Here is a 13,629-nt window from a genome sequence, read left to right on the forward strand (position 1 = left end):
CCCCTATCGCTGTGGCAACAGGTCCAGATTGCGCGCGGCGGCGATGGCGCGGATTCGGCCGGGCCGGGGCATATTCTTGATCGCGATTTCGGCCATATCGCCCGCGCTGAACAGCTCGACATGGCCGACGTCGAAGATGCGCTGGCCCAGCGATTGCGTGATCCGCACGCTGCGAATGCTCGACAGGGCGATCTCGGTGCGCTGCTTGGCCAGCAGCCCCCGCTCCATCAGCACCTCCCGCTCGCTCAGTGCCAGCCGCTCGCCCTTGTGCATCACCCACCACACCGCGATGGCCAGGATGCCGACGACCGACACCAGCAACAGCATGAACAGCACGGGATGCGCCCGGAACATCGCGGGATGCTCATCATATAACCAGCTCTCGCTCATGCCGCCTCCTGCGCCTGGAACGCGCCGTTTTGATCATGCCCCTGCGCCATCGTCAAGCGGCCGATCCGCTGATCCGCCCGGCAGGTTGGTTAACGAAATCTTCGGGAAAATCGGCTATCCTTATATAGGAGAGTGGAAACCGATCATGGCACATAATCTCTACGAACCGGGCGATCGCACCTTCGACCCATCGGGCGCCTGGCTGCATGACAGGCAGGACGGCCCGGCCACCATCGTCGCAGGCGGGATCATCCTCGTCGCGCTGGTGATCGCGGCGGCCGCCATCCTGCTGTTCAAGGATCTGATGCCCGCTGCCGATCATGGCGCGGTCGCTGCCCGGCCGACCATTTCCGAACAGTTCAGGCTGTGCGACGATCTGACCGGCGCCGCCTGCGTCCTGTCGGCGGACAGCTATGCCTATAGGGGCCATTATTATCGCCTGGCCGACATCAGCGTCCCCAGCCAGATCGGCGCCAAATGCCCGGCCGAAGCCGAACGGGCGCAGCAGGGGCGTATCGCGCTGGCCGCGATGATGAATGGCGGCGCGTTCGAGGCCCGGCCCGATCCCATAGACCCGGACCCGGCGGCCAGGGTGCTGGTGCGCGACGGCGTGTCGATCGGCCAGTTGATGATCCTCAAGGGCCATGCCCGGCCCTGGTCGCCAAAGCCGATCCACTGGTGCGCGGGCCAGCCGCGCTGAGCCTCTGTCCCGACATGCGCGCAAGAGCGCATGTCGGTTGCTGCACCGGCCCTCACCCCCACCCGACCGCCCACAGAGTGTATCCTGAATGGGAGGTCGGGTGGGGTTCAAACGAGGCACGTGACTCGTTTGAAGGCCAGTGCCGATACGCCAAAAAATACTGTCCTACATATAACCATATAGGTTATATGGCCCGCCATGACCAGCCGATCCCTTCCGCGCGCCACGGTGCAGCCTGTCCATCTGGATTTCACCCCCATCCCCCGCCGCTATCGCCATGATGGCTGGACGCCGGAGCGTCAGCGCGCCTTCATTGCCGCGCTGGCGGAAACCGGATCGGTCAAGCACGCCGCCCAGCGCGTCGGCATGTCGACCGATGGCGCCTATCAGTTGCGACGGCAAAAGGGCGCCGACAGCTTCGCCGCCGCCTGGCTCGCCGCGCTGGATCAGGGGGTGCAGCGGCTGGAGGACATCGCGCTGGAACGCGCCATCAACGGCATCGAAGTCCCGGTGTACAGCTATGGCAAGCTGGTCGGCACCCGCCGCGTCTTTAACGACCGGCTGCTCATGTTCCTGCTGCGCAACCGCGCGCATGATCGCTATCCCGAAGGCGCGATCCGCGGCGCATCCCGCCCCGTCGATATCGAAGCGCTCAAGCTGGAATGGAAGCGTGAGGAAATGCGCCCCGGCGGCGAGGCTGATCTGGATCTCAAGAAAATCTTGAAGGAAGTCGAAAGGCTCCGCATCGAGGAGGTTGCCATCATAGAAGCCAACCGCCTCGACCCGCGCGGCCGCATCACCATAGAGGGCGACGAACGCGAAGCCTTCGACCGCTGGCGCGCCGCAACCCAAGGCCTCGCCCTGCCAGCCCCGGACACGGACGCACACCACCGTCGCGATGGGCCGCAGGCGCGTACGTTTTGAGGATGGGTGTGACAAACCGTCGTCAAGCCGCAAACATCTGCCCCAATATCCGCAAAAGCGCCGCGCCGCTCGCCGCATCGACCCGGCCCAGCCGCTTCACCAGCCGCACCTTATCCACCGTCCGCATCTGATCGGGCAGGATCAGCCCGTCCTTGCCCTTGAACCGCAGCGCCACCCGGAACGGCGCAGGGCGACTCCCCGTCGTCATCGGCGCGACGATCACCGTGCGCAGATGTGCGTTCAGTTCGTCGGGCGACACGATCACGCAGGGGCGGGTTTTCTGGATTTCGCTCCCCACCGTCGGGTCGAGCGCCGCCAGCCATATCTCGCCGCGCAGCATCGCCGGGCCTGTCACCATGTCAGGTCCGCATCGCCCTCGACAGCGAAACCAGCCCAGTCCTGCGCCTCATCATCACCTTCCGCCCCGATCGCCTGCGCTACGCCTGCCCAGCCGGCCCGCTGATCCATGGCCACAGGCGTCGCCACGATCCGCCCGTCCTCAGCCCGAATATCCAGCGCCTGCCCGGTCGTCAGCCCGATCTCCCCCAACAAAGCCTTGGGCAGGATGATCCCCGCACTATTCCCCATTTTCCGCACAACCGTTTGCATGGCCTACTCCTTTCCGGGCTGGATCGCCCATGACATCGCCTGATCCCTCACCGTCATGCTGAACTTGTTTCAGCATCCATCCCCCGTCACGCGCAGCGGCCTGATCTGGAGACTAGACCCTGACCACAAAACCGACGCGGCCAAGCGAGGCTTGGGCAGCGGTGAGGAAAGGCACCCTGATACAGGAGAACCCCAATCGTTGGCGGGATATAGCATAAGCGGCTAGTTATTACAATGTTATAACACGCATCTGTGTTGCGCGGCACGGGTCAAACACTGGCCATCCATTACCATGCCCTGCCGTCATGCCGGGCATGACCCGGCATCCCGCTTTTTTTCGCGCAAAGGCGAGATGCCGGAGCGAGTCCGGAGCGACGGTTAAGGCAATGTCGGACGCTGGCCGATGCACGAACCCGCTGCGCGGGAGTGGTGCCCATGGTGAGCTATCCATGACAACGAGAACGTCCCGCCTGGATTGAGCAGTGCCCGTAATGGGCCGACCCTTTTGGCTCCTTCAACATGAGGAGTCGAACGATGAACGAGCTTGTTCCGGTTGGCCCGATCAGCCCGCTACGCCAGCGGCTGATCGACGATATGACGATGCGCCGGTTCTCACGCGAGACGCAGCGCAACTACCTGCGCGACGTCGGGCGGTTTGCGACCTGGCTGGGGCGCTCGCCGCACACCGCGACCGCCGAGGATGTCCGGCGGTTCCAGATCGAGCAGCAGGACGCCGGCGTTCCGGCGCCGACCATGAACAGCATCGTCGCGGCGCTGCGGTTCTTCTTCACCCACACGCTCGACCGACCCGAACTCGCGCGTAAGCTGGTCCGCACCGCGCATGCTCGTAAGATCCCGGTGGTGCTGACCTTGGCCGAGGTGAAGCGGCTGCTCGATTCCACGACCTGCCTCAAGCATCAGGCGGCACTGTCGGTCGCCTATGGTGCCGGACTGCGCGTTTCCGAGGTCTCGGTGCTCAAGGTCAGCGACGTCGACAGCAAGCGCATGCTGCTACGGATCGAGCGCGGCAAAGGCGGGCGCTACCGGAACGCCATGCTGCCCGAAGGCTTGCTCGTGTTGCTACGTGAGTGGTGACGCGCTGGTCGGCAGCAGGGGATCATGCTTCCGAACGGTTGGCTCTTCCCGGGCCAGAACGCAACAGTGCCGATCAGCACGCGGCAGCTGTATCGCATCGTCGTCGAGGCGGCCGAGGCAGCCGATATCGCCAAGCGGGTCGGCCCGCATACCCTGCGGCATAGCTTCGCCACGCACTTGCTCGAAGACGGTGTCGATATCCGCGTCATCCAGGCGCTGCTGGGTCACGCCAAGCTCAACACCTGTCTCTTATACACATCTAGATGTGTATAAGAGACAGGCGCATTCCTGCGCCACCTGTCGCCCTGTCTCTTATACACATCTAGATGTGTATAAGAGACAGGCGCATTCCTGCGCCACCTGTCGCCCTGTCTCTTATACACATCTAGATGTGTATAAGAGACAGGCGCATTCCTGCGCCACCTGTCGCCCTGTCTCTTATACACATCTAGATGTGTATAAGAGACAGGCGCATTCCTGCGCCACCTGTCGCCCTGTCTCTTATACACATCTAGATGTGTATAAGAGACAGGTCTTCACCCTGCCGGCCGAGGTCGGTGCCATCGCCTTTTACAACAAGGCGCTGATCTACGATCTGCTGTTCCGCGCAGCGTCGGAGACGATGCAGATCATCGCCGCGGACCCGAAGCATCTCGGCGCACGGATCGGCATCACCGCCGTGCTCCACACCTGGGGCTCGGCGCGAACCCACCACCCGCACATCCACATGATTGTCCCCGGCGGCGGCATCGCGCTCGACGGCACGCGTTGGGTCTCGGCGCGTCCGGCGTTCCTGTTGCCGGTACGTGTGCTCGGCGCGCTGTTCCGCCGCCTGTTCCTCACACGACTGCTCGCGCTCTACGATGCCGGACAGCTCGCCTTCTTCGGCAGCATGGCGCATCTCACCGAACGGCGCGCATTCCTGCGCCACCTGTCGCCGGTCCGCAAAAAGCGCTGGGTGGTCTATGCCAAGCCGCCATTCGCCGGGCCCGCAGCGGTCCTCGCCTATCTGTCGCGCTACACTCACCGCGTCGCCCTCTCGAACAGCCGCCTTCTCCGCTTCGACGAGGACGGCGTTACCTTCCGCTACAAGGACTATCGCCGCGGCGGCGCCGACCGGCAGCAGGTGATGACGCTTGGTGCCGACGAGTTCATCCGCCGCTTCCTGCTCCACGACTTGCCCAAGGGCTTTCACCGCATCCGTCATTATGGCCTGCTCGCCAGCGGTACGCGCAAGGACCTGTCTCTTATACACATCTTAGATGTGTATAAGAGACAGCGCTTGGTGCCGACGAGTTCATCCGCCGCTTCCTGCTCCACGACCTGTCTCTTATACACATCTTAGATGTGTATAAGAGACAGCGCTTGGTGCCGACGAGTTCATCCGCCGCTTCCTGCTCCACGACCTGTCTCTTATACACATCTTAGATGTGTATAAGAGACAGCGCTTGGTGCCGACGAGTTCATCCGCCGCTTCCTGCTCCACGACCTGTCTCTTATACACATCTTAGATGTGTATAAGAGACAGCGCTTGGTGCCGACGAGTTCATCCGCCGCTTCCTGCTCCACGACCTGTCTCTTATACACATCTTAGATGTGTATAAGAGACAGGGTTCGGGCACCGCCGACTTTCCGACGCCTCTCGGCGTCCGAAACTCTAAACGGCTGCGGAATGTCAGGTTACGGATTGAAAGGGTAGATAGCTGCCAATCACTGCGCACCAAAAAGGTTTGCCTCGAACTCTTCCCGCGATGGTACGTGCCCCTTACGGATAAAGCTGATGAGCACTGCGCGCACAAGCTCGAACGTTTGAAGGAGATCGTCAGCACTGTGACGCGGTTTCCCATGAGCGGCAGCGGATCGCATGTCGTATAACTTGGCGATCCGGCGCTGGTGCTTTAGGCGCTCAGATCCGGGCGGATAGAGGTAAGCAGCAATAAGGGCTGATACCCGAAACCTAAGCTCTCCAGTGCTTGGCGAAAATATGGCTTCGAGTGAACCCCACAAAGACACCATCGCAAGTGCAGTCTCTTGATAGGACTGCCCCGCGTCCAGCGCGCTAGCAGCCAAGCGAAACTCTGAGCTCGATTCCATGAGGTTTTGAGCAATCTCGAAATGCTCTGAAGTCCATGCTAACGCATCTGGAATTCCATCGCTAGAGACGGGCATCAGTTGGAAGTGCCGTTGACGCATCGGCGGATGAAGTAATATCGCCGCAGCATCCTTTGCATGGGGAATGTCTGCAAACGCCATATTCGAGCCGACAACCAATTCGACCCCGGGATGCACCCAAAGTTTCAACAGCAAAATGATTGTGTGAGCCAGCCCTATTCTATCTCCTTTTTCGGGTGCAGCGCTGCGAGGGATAAACAATTCGGTGGAGATGGTTCTCCCACCGCCGCCTCGCGTTTCTTTCCATGGTCCAGGATGGTGGCAACCTGGAGCGGCTGGAGCAAATGCCATGATAGCGGGCTGCATGAGGTACGCATATGTTTTGCGCAGCATGATGCCGCGGGGAAAAGCGATAGGCGCGTTGCCTATGTCGATTCCATCCAGACCGAAAAAAGTCCCGATATCATCTTCAACCGTTCCCTCTGTCATTTGGCCTCTAAACTACGTCGCAGACGCGTCGTACAGGTCGCATTCGTTAAAACAGCAAATTTTGGGAGAATTTCCAGGCCGCTTGAATGGCAATATCAGCGGCACCCGCCCCCCCTACCCCATCTTCCCCCGCACCGCCGCCAGCACATCCCGCGCCAGTCGCGCATAGTCGGCGCAGGCTGCCTGCATCGCCGTGCCGCTATCCCCGTCGCGCCAGCCGCCATAGCAGTGCCGGTTCTGCGCCGCGCGCATCGTGCGCAGCCGCCCGCGCTCGACGCCTGCCAGACCCAATTGGCCGCCAGCCCGTCGCCATGCCTCGGCCGCGCTGAAAATGCGCCGCCCCGGATGGATACCGGGGTCGCGCCCTGCCGCCTTGCCCAGCCGGTCGATCCGCTGCGCCTCGACAATCATGTCGGTCAGGAACAGGTCCAGTTCGCGCAGGCCATTGCCGATCAGCCGGGCGGGCATCGCGCCACGCCGCCGGATCGCCGCGTCGGGGCACAGGCCGCGCGACATGCCATTGGCCAGAAACGCCGCCGCCCGCTCGATCCGGTCCAGTTGGCCGGTCAGGGCGGCGTGCGCGTCGGTCAGTTCTCGTCGCCCATCCGCAGCGTGGCGATGAAGGCTTCCTGCGGAATCTGGACCGATCCATATTCGCGCATCCGCTTCTTGCCTTCCTTCTGCTTGTCGAGCAGCTTCTTCTTGCGGCTGATGTCGCCGCCATAGCATTTGGCGGTCACGTCCTTGCGCATCGCGGCGATGGTTTCGCGGGCGATCACCTTGCCGCCGATCGCGGCCTGGATCGGGATTTTGAACAAATGGCGGGGGATCAGGTCTTTCAGCCGCTCGCACATACCGCGCCCGCGCGATTCCGCCGATCCGCGATGGACGATCATGCTGAGCGCGTCGACCGGCTCTGAATTGACCATGATGCTCATCTTGACCAGGTCGCCCTCGCGATAGCCGATCTGGTGATAGTCGAAGCTCGCATAGCCGCGGCTGATGCTCTTCAGGCGATCGTAAAAGTCGAACACCACTTCGTTGAGCGGCAATTCATAGGTCACCTGCGCGCGGCCGCCGACATAGGTCAGGTTCTTCTGGATGCCGCGCCGGTCCTGGCACAGTTTCAGGATGGACCCCAGATATTCGTCGGGGCAATAGATGATCGCCTCGATCCACGGCTCCTCAATCTCGTCGATCTTGGTCGGGTCGGGCATGTCGGCGGGATTGTGCAGCTCGATCTCGCCCGCGCCATAGGTCAGCTTGATCTTGTACACCACCGACGGCGCCGTGGTGATCAGGTCCAGATCATATTCGCGGGTCAGCCGTTCCTGGATGATTTCCAGATGGAGGAGGCCGAGGAACCCGCAGCGGAAGCCGAAGCCCAGCGCGGCGCTGCTTTCCATTTCGAAGCTGAAGCTGGCGTCGTTCAGGCGCAGCTTGCTGATGCTGTCGCGCAATTTGTCGAAATCATTGGCGTCGACCGGGAACAGGCCGCAAAACACCACCGGCTGCACTTCCTTGAAGCCCGGCAGCGGCGCGGTTGCGCCATTTTTGACCGTGGTGATGGTGTCGCCCACGCGGGTCTGGGCAATTTCCTTGATCTGCGCGGTGATGAAGCCGATTTCGCCCGCCGCCAGTTCGGGCAGCTGTTCGATCTTGGGCCGCATGCAACCGACGCGGTCAATCAGATGTTCGGTGCCGCCGATCATGAACTTGATCGCCTGCCCCTTCCTGATCACGCCATTGACGACGCGGACCAGGATGACGACGCCCAGATAGGGGTCGTACCAGCTGTCGACCAGCATCGCCTCCAGCGGTGCGTTGCGGTCGCCCTTTGGCGGCGGGATTTTCTGGACGATGGCTTCCAGAATTTCGTCGATGCCGATGCCCGATTTGGCGCTGGCCAGCACCGCTTCGGACGCATCCAGGCCGATGACATCCTCGATTTCCTTGCGCACCTTTTCCGGTTCCGCGGCGGGCAGATCGATCTTGTTGAGCACCGGCACGATCTCATGATCATGCTCGATCGACTGGTAAACATTGGCCAAAGTCTGCGCTTCCACGCCCTGCGCCGCGTCCACGACCAGCAGCGCGCCCTCGCACGCGGCAAGGGAACGGCTGACCTCATAGGCGAAGTCGACATGGCCCGGCGTGTCCATCAGGTTCAGCTCATAGGTCTGGCCGTCTTTCGCGACATAGTCCAGGCGCACCGTCTGCGCCTTGATCGTGATCCCGCGCTCCTTCTCAATGTCCATGTTATCAAGGACTTGGGCGCTCATCTCGCGGTCGGACAGGCCGCCGGTCCGCTGGATCAGCCGATCCGCCAGCGTGGACTTGCCATGGTCGATATGGGCGATGATCGAAAAGTTACGGATGTGGCTAAGCTCAGTCATTGCGCGCCGATAGCAGGTGTCATCGGCCCTGTCAGCAGGATCGCGAAAGCCCCGTCCGATAAGATGACAATGGCCGTCACCCCCACCCCGCTCCGCTTGGAAGCATGACGGCGCTATGATATGATACGCGAAAATATCGGGGCGCGCACAAATTCAGATCAAGCAACAAACGGGGTTCTTGAAAATGCGTGTATTAAAGACGTTGACAGCCGCTACGGTCTGTCTGGCACTGGTCGCGCCGCAAGCCATTGCCGCTGACAAGGGGTCGTCGGGTCGTCAGGCCCAGACGAAAAAACAGATGGAAATCCCCCGCTGCACCAAGCGCCTCGGCACCGTCGCGATCGTCGAGCCGGACAATCAGTGGTGGCGCGAACTGAGCCTGGGCAGCCCGGAAGCGATCATCAAACTGTTCGTCCAGCAGTCCGGCTGCTTTGGCCTGGTCAATCGCGGCCGGTCGATGGCCAGCCGCAATCTGGAACGCGCCATGGCGGATTCGGGCGAATTGCAGGCGGGCAGCAATCTGGGCAAGGGTCAGGTCAAGGCGGCCGACTATTTCATCCAGCCCGACATCGTGACCACCAACAAGAATAGCGGCGGCAATGCCTTTGGCGGCATGCTCGGCGGGATGCTGGGCGGCCGGGTCGGCGGCGCGCTGCTGGGCGGCATATCGATCAAGAAGAGCGAAGCCAACGTCATGCTGTCGGTCGTCAATGCACGCACGACCGAAGAGGAAGTGATGGCGGAAGGCTATTTCCGCAAATCGGACCTCAGCTTTGGCGGCGGTGGCGGACTGGGCTGGATGGGCGGCCTGGCTGCGGTCGGCGGCGGCGGCTACCAGAATACCGATATCGGTCAGGTTATCGTGCTCGCCTATCTGGACGCCTATACCAAGATGGTGACGCAGATGGGCGGACTGCCCGAAAATGCGGCTGCGGCAGCACCTGTCGCACGATAGGATCAGAAAGGGCGCGGCCGGTCTGTCCGGCTGCGCCCTTTATCAGGCCGGAACGATCGCGACAGCCGGCCCCGCGCGCCGACGCTTCCACCAGCGCAATATCGTCTCCCCCGCTGGCCGTTCGACCGCGCGATTGATCGCCGTTCCCAGCAGCAACGCTACGGCGAAGGCGGCGAAGAAGCCGACCCACGGGCTATAGCCAGCCTTGGCAACCTCCAGCATGACGATGAAGCCAACATGCTGGTGGATGAGGTAGAAGGAATAGCTGATCCCGCCCAGCCAGACGAGCGGGCGCAGGCTGAGAAAGCGCAACCGTCCCGCGATCAACGCTGCGAAGGTTAGGATCAGGACGCAGGCAACGATAGTCACGTCCCAGGTCTCGATCGTCGCCACGGAGGCCAGCGACAGAAGCATGTAAGGCGTCTGCTGCCGCCAACTGCGCTGCCCGGACCATACCCGATAGGACAACATGCCGATGACGAAGAAGGGCAGATAGCGCAGCACCAGCAGCATGATGATGCGTTCGGGCATGTCGGGCCAGGCGAAATAGAGCCAGCGTATGGCCAGCCACACCGCCAGCATGGGTTCAAGCCGCTTGAGGCCCGCAAAGCGCCACAGCGCGATCATGCAGACATAGAAGCCGATTTCCACGGTCAGCGTCCAATAGGCCCCGTCGACTTCGGGCATGAACGCAAAGCCCTGCAACATGGTAAAGTTGGCAAGGATCGCCACCGGTCCGACCAGCAACTGGGTCGCATGCGCCAGATATTCGATGCCCAGCGTCAGCAGCATGGCGACGATATAGGCGGGGTAGAGGCGCGCAAAGCGGTTGACGACAAAATCGGCCACCGACCCGATCCGGTCGAGCGTGAAGAAGATCGCGAAGCCCGAAATGGTGAAGAACAGCAACACCCGGTAATTGCCGCCGGGAAAGCTGAAAGGGACATGGCTGGCTTGCGGAAACAGCTCGTGGAAGCGGGTGGAATAATGGAAAATCAGCACGCACAACGCCCCGATGCCGCGCAAAGCGTCCAACTCGGTCAGGCGAGTACGGGAGGAAGGCGATCCGGCCATGCCGCGCTATAGCAACATGACAGCAATAAATCCGTTAACATCGTGGTTAACCAGGGCGCCTTAACCCTCTTTTGTTGCTGATTTTTTGCCAGATCGCACCAGTCGATCGGTCAATGGGCCTCCGCCGCACGTTTCAGGCCATGTAATTGCTCGTTCAGGACCTGATCAACCAACGGAGCAAGCGCTGCTGCACCAGCGCGTACATAGCCGCCGACGACATAGGTCATCGTGACGCGAACGCCCTTGCCCGACGGCTTGATCGTGACATCGAGCGTGCCAGCGACGCCTTCGCTCTGAAGCGGTCCCAGCGCGGCGGACAGGCGCAACTGCTTGTCGGGCACGGCATAGATGACCCGCCCATGTTCAACGCTGCCGGGCTTGCCGGACGGATTGGGCAGGGCTTCGCAAAAACAGCCACCCGCGCGCGGGTCCAGCACCATATTGGCCGAATCGCCGCTATAGGTGTGACTGTCACTCCACCAGCGACCGGGCATTGCCAGCAACGCATAGACAGCGTCAGGTTCCGCCGCGATCTCCACGCTGCTTTGCGTTGCAAAGCCTATGTCGCTGGTCGCTGTAACAGCGCTATGGGCCGGCGCGGCCATCGCCGCACCAGCCCATAGCAAAAGTCCGATGATGCGCATGATGCCCTCCCCCGTCGCGTGCGGAGGGCAATCTAGCTCAGGCTGCGCCGCCGTCCAAGATGGCAGCGATCGCAACGCTCACATCGTCCATATCCGCCATGCCATCGACACGCGACACAATGCCGCGCGCTTCATAGATTGGCAGGATCGGCGCCGTCTTGGCACGATATTCGGCCATGCGGGTGCGGACGGTTTCTTCATTGTCGTCGGGACGACGCTTGAATTCCGTACCGCCGCATTTGTCACAGACGCCTTCGACCTTGGGCTTCTTGAATGTGTCGTGATAGCCATCGCCGCAGCTGGCGCAGGTGAAGCGACCGGTAATGCGTTCGACCAGCGCGTCTTCGTCGACTTCCAGTTCGACGACATGATCGAGCGAACGGCCGCGCTGTTCCAGGATGGCATCGAGCGAATGCGCCTGCGCCTCTGTCCGCGGATAGCCATCAAAGATGACGCCGGTGTCGGAGGAAAGCGCGTCCAGCGCCTCGCCGATAATACCGGACACGACTTCGTCAGGCACGAGTGCGCCCGATTCCATCAGCGCCTTGGCCTGCAGGCCTACGGGCGTTCCCGCCTTGACCGCAGCGCGCAGCATGTCGCCGGTCGACAGCTGGACCATGCCACGGCTATCGACCAGACGGCTGGCCTGCGTCCCCTTGCCAGCCCCCGGAGGGCCAAGCAGAATGATATTCATTGCGCGCATTCTCCCCTGTTGTGCGCCCTGAGCCGGTCTGCGCCAATTAGCGCATACGGCCTTTCAGCTTCGCCTTCTTGATCAGATCCCCATATTGATGGGCGAGCAGATGGCTTTGAATCTGGGTCACCGTATCGACCGTAACATTGACAACGATCAACAGGCTAGTCCCACCAAGGTAGAATGGAATTCCTGCCCGGGCGATGGCGAATTCAGGCACGAGGCAGATGAACGCCAGATAGGCCGCGCCAATCACCGTGATGCGCGTCAGCACATAGTCGAGATAATTTTCGGTATTCTTGCCCGGACGGATGCCGGGAATGAAGCCGCCGTTGCGCTTGAGGTTGTCCGCCGTCTCTTCCGGATTGAACACCACGGCGGTGTAGAAGAAGCAGAAGAACACGATGCCAAGCCCGTACAGCGCCATGTAGACCGGGCTGCCATGCGACAGATACTGGTTCAGCGTCAGCACGAAGTCGCCCAGCCTGCTCTCACCCGCGACGGTCTGACCCGCGAACTGCGAGATGGTCAGCGGCATCAGCAGCAGCGAGCTGGCGAAGATCGGCGGGATGACGCCGGCGGTGTTGACCTTCAAGGGCAGATGGCTGCGATCCGCCTGCATCAGCCCCTGGCGGGTCTGGCGCTTGGGATACTGGATCAGCACGCGGCGCTGGGCCCGCTCCATGAAGCAGATCAAAAGGACAAGGCCGACGGCCATCACCATGATCAGGAAGATCAGCAGGCCTGAAATCGTGCCTTCGCTGCCCGATTTGAAAAGGTTGCTCAACGTCACCGGCAACTGGGCGACGATGCCCGCCATGATGATGAGCGACACGCCATTGCCGATGCCGCGCGAGGTGATCTGTTCACCCAGCCACATCAGGAACATGGTGCCGCCAATCAGCGAGACAACGGCGGTCAGGCGGAACAGCATGCCCGGTTCTATCACCGCGGCCACGCCCGACTGCGCGCCGAAGCCTTCAAGCCCGACCGCAATGAAATAGCCCTGGACCGCGGTCAGGCCGACCGTGCCATAGCGGGTATATTGGTTGAGCTTCTTGCGCCCGCTCTCACCTTCCTTCTTGATCGCCGCCAGCTTGGGCGAGAGCGACGCGCCAAGCTGCACCACGATCGATGCGGTGATGTAGGGCATGACGCCGAGCGCGATCAGGCTCATGCGCGACAGACTGCCACCGGAGAAGGTGTTGAAAATGTCGAGGATGCCGCCCTGCGTCTGGCTGTAGAGCTGCGACAAGGCGGTCGGATCGACGCCGGGCAGCGGCACGAAGCTGAGGAAACGGAACACGATCAGCGCGCCAAGCGTAAACCACAGGCGCTTCTTGAGGTCGGTCGCCTGGCTGAATTTCGCGAGGCTGAGATTGGATGCGAGCTGGTCGGCTCTCGATGCCATGGTGGCTGCCCTTCAAATCATGCGTGCCGGAGCATCAAGGCCCCGGAGCGGAATCGCTCATCCCTTAGCGGGACGGGTTAGCCGTGTCGAACAGGGAGTTGCCGCGCAAGCGACAAAATACCCCCCCCAGATACGC

General features: G+C 61.8%; 15 protein-coding genes and 2 pseudogenes. 5 read left to right on the forward strand and 12 right to left on the reverse strand.

Annotated elements, in window-relative coordinates; translation table 11 throughout:
* Window positions 1-3 precede the first annotated feature (3 nt).
* Window positions 4-390, reverse strand: a complete 387-nt coding sequence (locus tag FE851_RS11880; protein ID WP_017182593.1) for a PH domain-containing protein — start codon at window positions 388-390, stop codon at window positions 4-6.
* A gap of 145 nt (window positions 391-535) precedes the next feature.
* Between FE851_RS11880 and FE851_RS11885 the strand changes: the two genes are divergently transcribed.
* Both FE851_RS11885 and FE851_RS11890 read left to right on the forward strand, forming a co-directional pair.
* Window positions 536-1,090: a nuclease gene (locus tag FE851_RS11885; protein ID WP_145202680.1), complete on the forward strand. Its 555-nt coding sequence runs from the start codon at window positions 536-538 to the stop codon at window positions 1,088-1,090.
* A gap of 198 nt (window positions 1,091-1,288) precedes the next feature.
* Window positions 1,289-2,014: a hypothetical protein gene (locus FE851_RS11890; protein WP_107126593.1), complete on the forward strand. Its 726-nt coding sequence runs from the start codon at window positions 1,289-1,291 to the stop codon at window positions 2,012-2,014.
* Between the two features lie 22 nt (window positions 2,015-2,036).
* Here the strand turns inward: FE851_RS11890 and FE851_RS11895 are convergent, their stop codons facing one another.
* Both FE851_RS11895 and FE851_RS11900 read right to left on the reverse strand, forming a co-directional pair.
* Complete coding sequence (locus tag FE851_RS11895; protein WP_019052937.1) at window positions 2,037-2,372, reverse strand: type II toxin-antitoxin system PemK/MazF family toxin; 336 nt, start codon at window positions 2,370-2,372, stop codon at window positions 2,037-2,039.
* Window positions 2,366-2,623 (reverse strand): AbrB/MazE/SpoVT family DNA-binding domain-containing protein, encoded by a 258-nt coding sequence (locus FE851_RS11900; protein ID WP_019052936.1) that lies wholly within the window; start codon window positions 2,621-2,623, stop codon window positions 2,366-2,368. The genes FE851_RS11895 and FE851_RS11900 overlap by 7 nt, the downstream gene beginning before the upstream one ends.
* Window positions 2,624-3,157: 534 nt before the next feature.
* Here FE851_RS11900 and FE851_RS11905 point away from each other — a divergent pair.
* Window positions 3,158-3,991, forward strand: a pseudogene (locus FE851_RS11905) (tyrosine-type recombinase/integrase).
* A gap of 220 nt (window positions 3,992-4,211) precedes the next feature.
* Window positions 4,212-4,952 (forward strand): annotated as a pseudogene (locus FE851_RS11910) (transposase); the annotation flags it as partial.
* Window positions 4,953-5,048: 96 nt separating this feature from the next.
* On the opposite strand, the gene FE851_RS26135 reads toward FE851_RS11910, so the two are convergent.
* The 5 genes from FE851_RS26135 to lepA form a co-directional block, all read right to left on the reverse strand.
* On the reverse strand, window positions 5,049-5,222 hold the full coding sequence (locus FE851_RS26135; protein WP_186378807.1) for a hypothetical protein: 174 nt from the start codon (window positions 5,220-5,222) through the stop codon (window positions 5,049-5,051).
* On the reverse strand, window positions 5,215-5,340 hold the full coding sequence (locus FE851_RS26720) for a hypothetical protein (RefSeq protein ID WP_261370908.1): 126 nt from the start codon (window positions 5,338-5,340) through the stop codon (window positions 5,215-5,217). Before FE851_RS26720 ends, FE851_RS26135 begins: the two co-directional genes overlap by 8 nt.
* An 88-nt stretch (window positions 5,341-5,428) precedes the next feature.
* Window positions 5,429-6,319 carry a HEPN domain-containing protein gene (locus FE851_RS11915; protein WP_145202683.1) on the reverse strand — a complete coding sequence of 297 codons (891 nt, stop codon included), beginning with the start codon at window positions 6,317-6,319 and terminating at the stop codon, window positions 5,429-5,431.
* 114 nt (window positions 6,320-6,433) lie between these two features.
* Window positions 6,434-6,835, reverse strand: coding sequence for a hypothetical protein (locus tag FE851_RS11920; protein ID WP_145202686.1), 402 nt, complete (start codon window positions 6,833-6,835; stop codon window positions 6,434-6,436).
* Between the two features lie 71 nt (window positions 6,836-6,906).
* Window positions 6,907-8,715, reverse strand: a complete 1,809-nt coding sequence (gene lepA / locus FE851_RS11925) for a translation elongation factor 4 (RefSeq protein WP_145202689.1) — start codon at window positions 8,713-8,715, stop codon at window positions 6,907-6,909.
* Between the two features lie 184 nt (window positions 8,716-8,899).
* Between lepA and FE851_RS11930 the strand changes: the two genes are divergently transcribed.
* Window positions 8,900-9,670 carry a CsgG/HfaB family protein gene (locus FE851_RS11930; RefSeq protein ID WP_026002559.1) on the forward strand — a complete coding sequence of 257 codons (771 nt, stop codon included), beginning with the start codon at window positions 8,900-8,902 and terminating at the stop codon, window positions 9,668-9,670.
* A gap of 42 nt (window positions 9,671-9,712) precedes the next feature.
* On the opposite strand, the gene FE851_RS11935 is transcribed toward FE851_RS11930, so the two are convergent.
* The 4 genes from FE851_RS11935 to secY form a co-directional block, all read right to left on the reverse strand.
* Window positions 9,713-10,744: an acyltransferase family protein gene (locus FE851_RS11935; protein WP_145202692.1), complete on the reverse strand. Its 1,032-nt coding sequence runs from the start codon at window positions 10,742-10,744 to the stop codon at window positions 9,713-9,715.
* A gap of 110 nt (window positions 10,745-10,854) precedes the next feature.
* On the reverse strand, window positions 10,855-11,388 hold the full coding sequence (locus FE851_RS11940) for an SRPBCC domain-containing protein (RefSeq protein WP_145202695.1): 534 nt from the start codon (window positions 11,386-11,388) through the stop codon (window positions 10,855-10,857).
* Between the two features lie 37 nt (window positions 11,389-11,425).
* Complete coding sequence (locus FE851_RS11945; RefSeq protein WP_145202698.1) at window positions 11,426-12,082, reverse strand: adenylate kinase; 657 nt, start codon at window positions 12,080-12,082, stop codon at window positions 11,426-11,428.
* A 46-nt stretch (window positions 12,083-12,128) separates the two neighbouring features.
* On the reverse strand, window positions 12,129-13,493 hold the full coding sequence (gene secY / locus FE851_RS11950) for a preprotein translocase subunit SecY (RefSeq protein WP_017184043.1): 1,365 nt from the start codon (window positions 13,491-13,493) through the stop codon (window positions 12,129-12,131).
* Between the last annotated feature and the right edge of the window lie 136 nt (window positions 13,494-13,629).

It is taken from the genome of Sphingobium sp. B2 (assembly GCF_007693735.1).
GTDB lineage: Bacteria > Pseudomonadota > Alphaproteobacteria > Sphingomonadales > Sphingomonadaceae > Sphingobium > Sphingobium xenophagum.

Bases quoted from the DNA above. Each gene is read 5' to 3' on its own strand.
- FE851_RS11880 (WP_017182593.1), bottom strand. From the start codon at position 390: ATGAGCGAGAGCTGGTTATATGATGAGCATCCCGCGATGTTCCGGGCG.
- FE851_RS11885 (WP_145202680.1), top strand. From the start codon at position 536: ATGGCACATAATCTCTACGAACCGGGCGATCGCACCTTCGACCCATCG.
- FE851_RS11890 (WP_107126593.1), top strand. From the start codon at position 1,289: ATGACCAGCCGATCCCTTCCGCGCGCCACGGTGCAGCCTGTCCATCTG.
- FE851_RS11895 (WP_019052937.1), bottom strand. From the start codon at position 2,372: ATGGTGACAGGCCCGGCGATGCTGCGCGGCGAGATATGGCTGGCGGCG.
- FE851_RS11900 (WP_019052936.1), bottom strand. From the start codon at position 2,623: ATGCAAACGGTTGTGCGGAAAATGGGGAATAGTGCGGGGATCATCCTG.
- FE851_RS11915 (WP_145202683.1), bottom strand. From the start codon at position 6,319: ATGACAGAGGGAACGGTTGAAGATGATATCGGGACTTTTTTCGGTCTG.
- FE851_RS11920 (WP_145202686.1), bottom strand. From the start codon at position 6,835: ATGTCGCGCGGCCTGTGCCCCGACGCGGCGATCCGGCGGCGTGGCGCG.
- lepA (WP_145202689.1), bottom strand. From the start codon at position 8,715: ATGACTGAGCTTAGCCACATCCGTAACTTTTCGATCATCGCCCATATC.
- FE851_RS11930 (WP_026002559.1), top strand. From the start codon at position 8,900: ATGCGTGTATTAAAGACGTTGACAGCCGCTACGGTCTGTCTGGCACTG.
- FE851_RS11935 (WP_145202692.1), bottom strand. From the start codon at position 10,744: ATGGCCGGATCGCCTTCCTCCCGTACTCGCCTGACCGAGTTGGACGCT.
- FE851_RS11940 (WP_145202695.1), bottom strand. From the start codon at position 11,388: ATGCGCATCATCGGACTTTTGCTATGGGCTGGTGCGGCGATGGCCGCG.
- FE851_RS11945 (WP_145202698.1), bottom strand. From the start codon at position 12,082: ATGAATATCATTCTGCTTGGCCCTCCGGGGGCTGGCAAGGGGACGCAG.
- secY (WP_017184043.1), bottom strand. From the start codon at position 13,493: ATGGCATCGAGAGCCGACCAGCTCGCATCCAATCTCAGCCTCGCGAAA.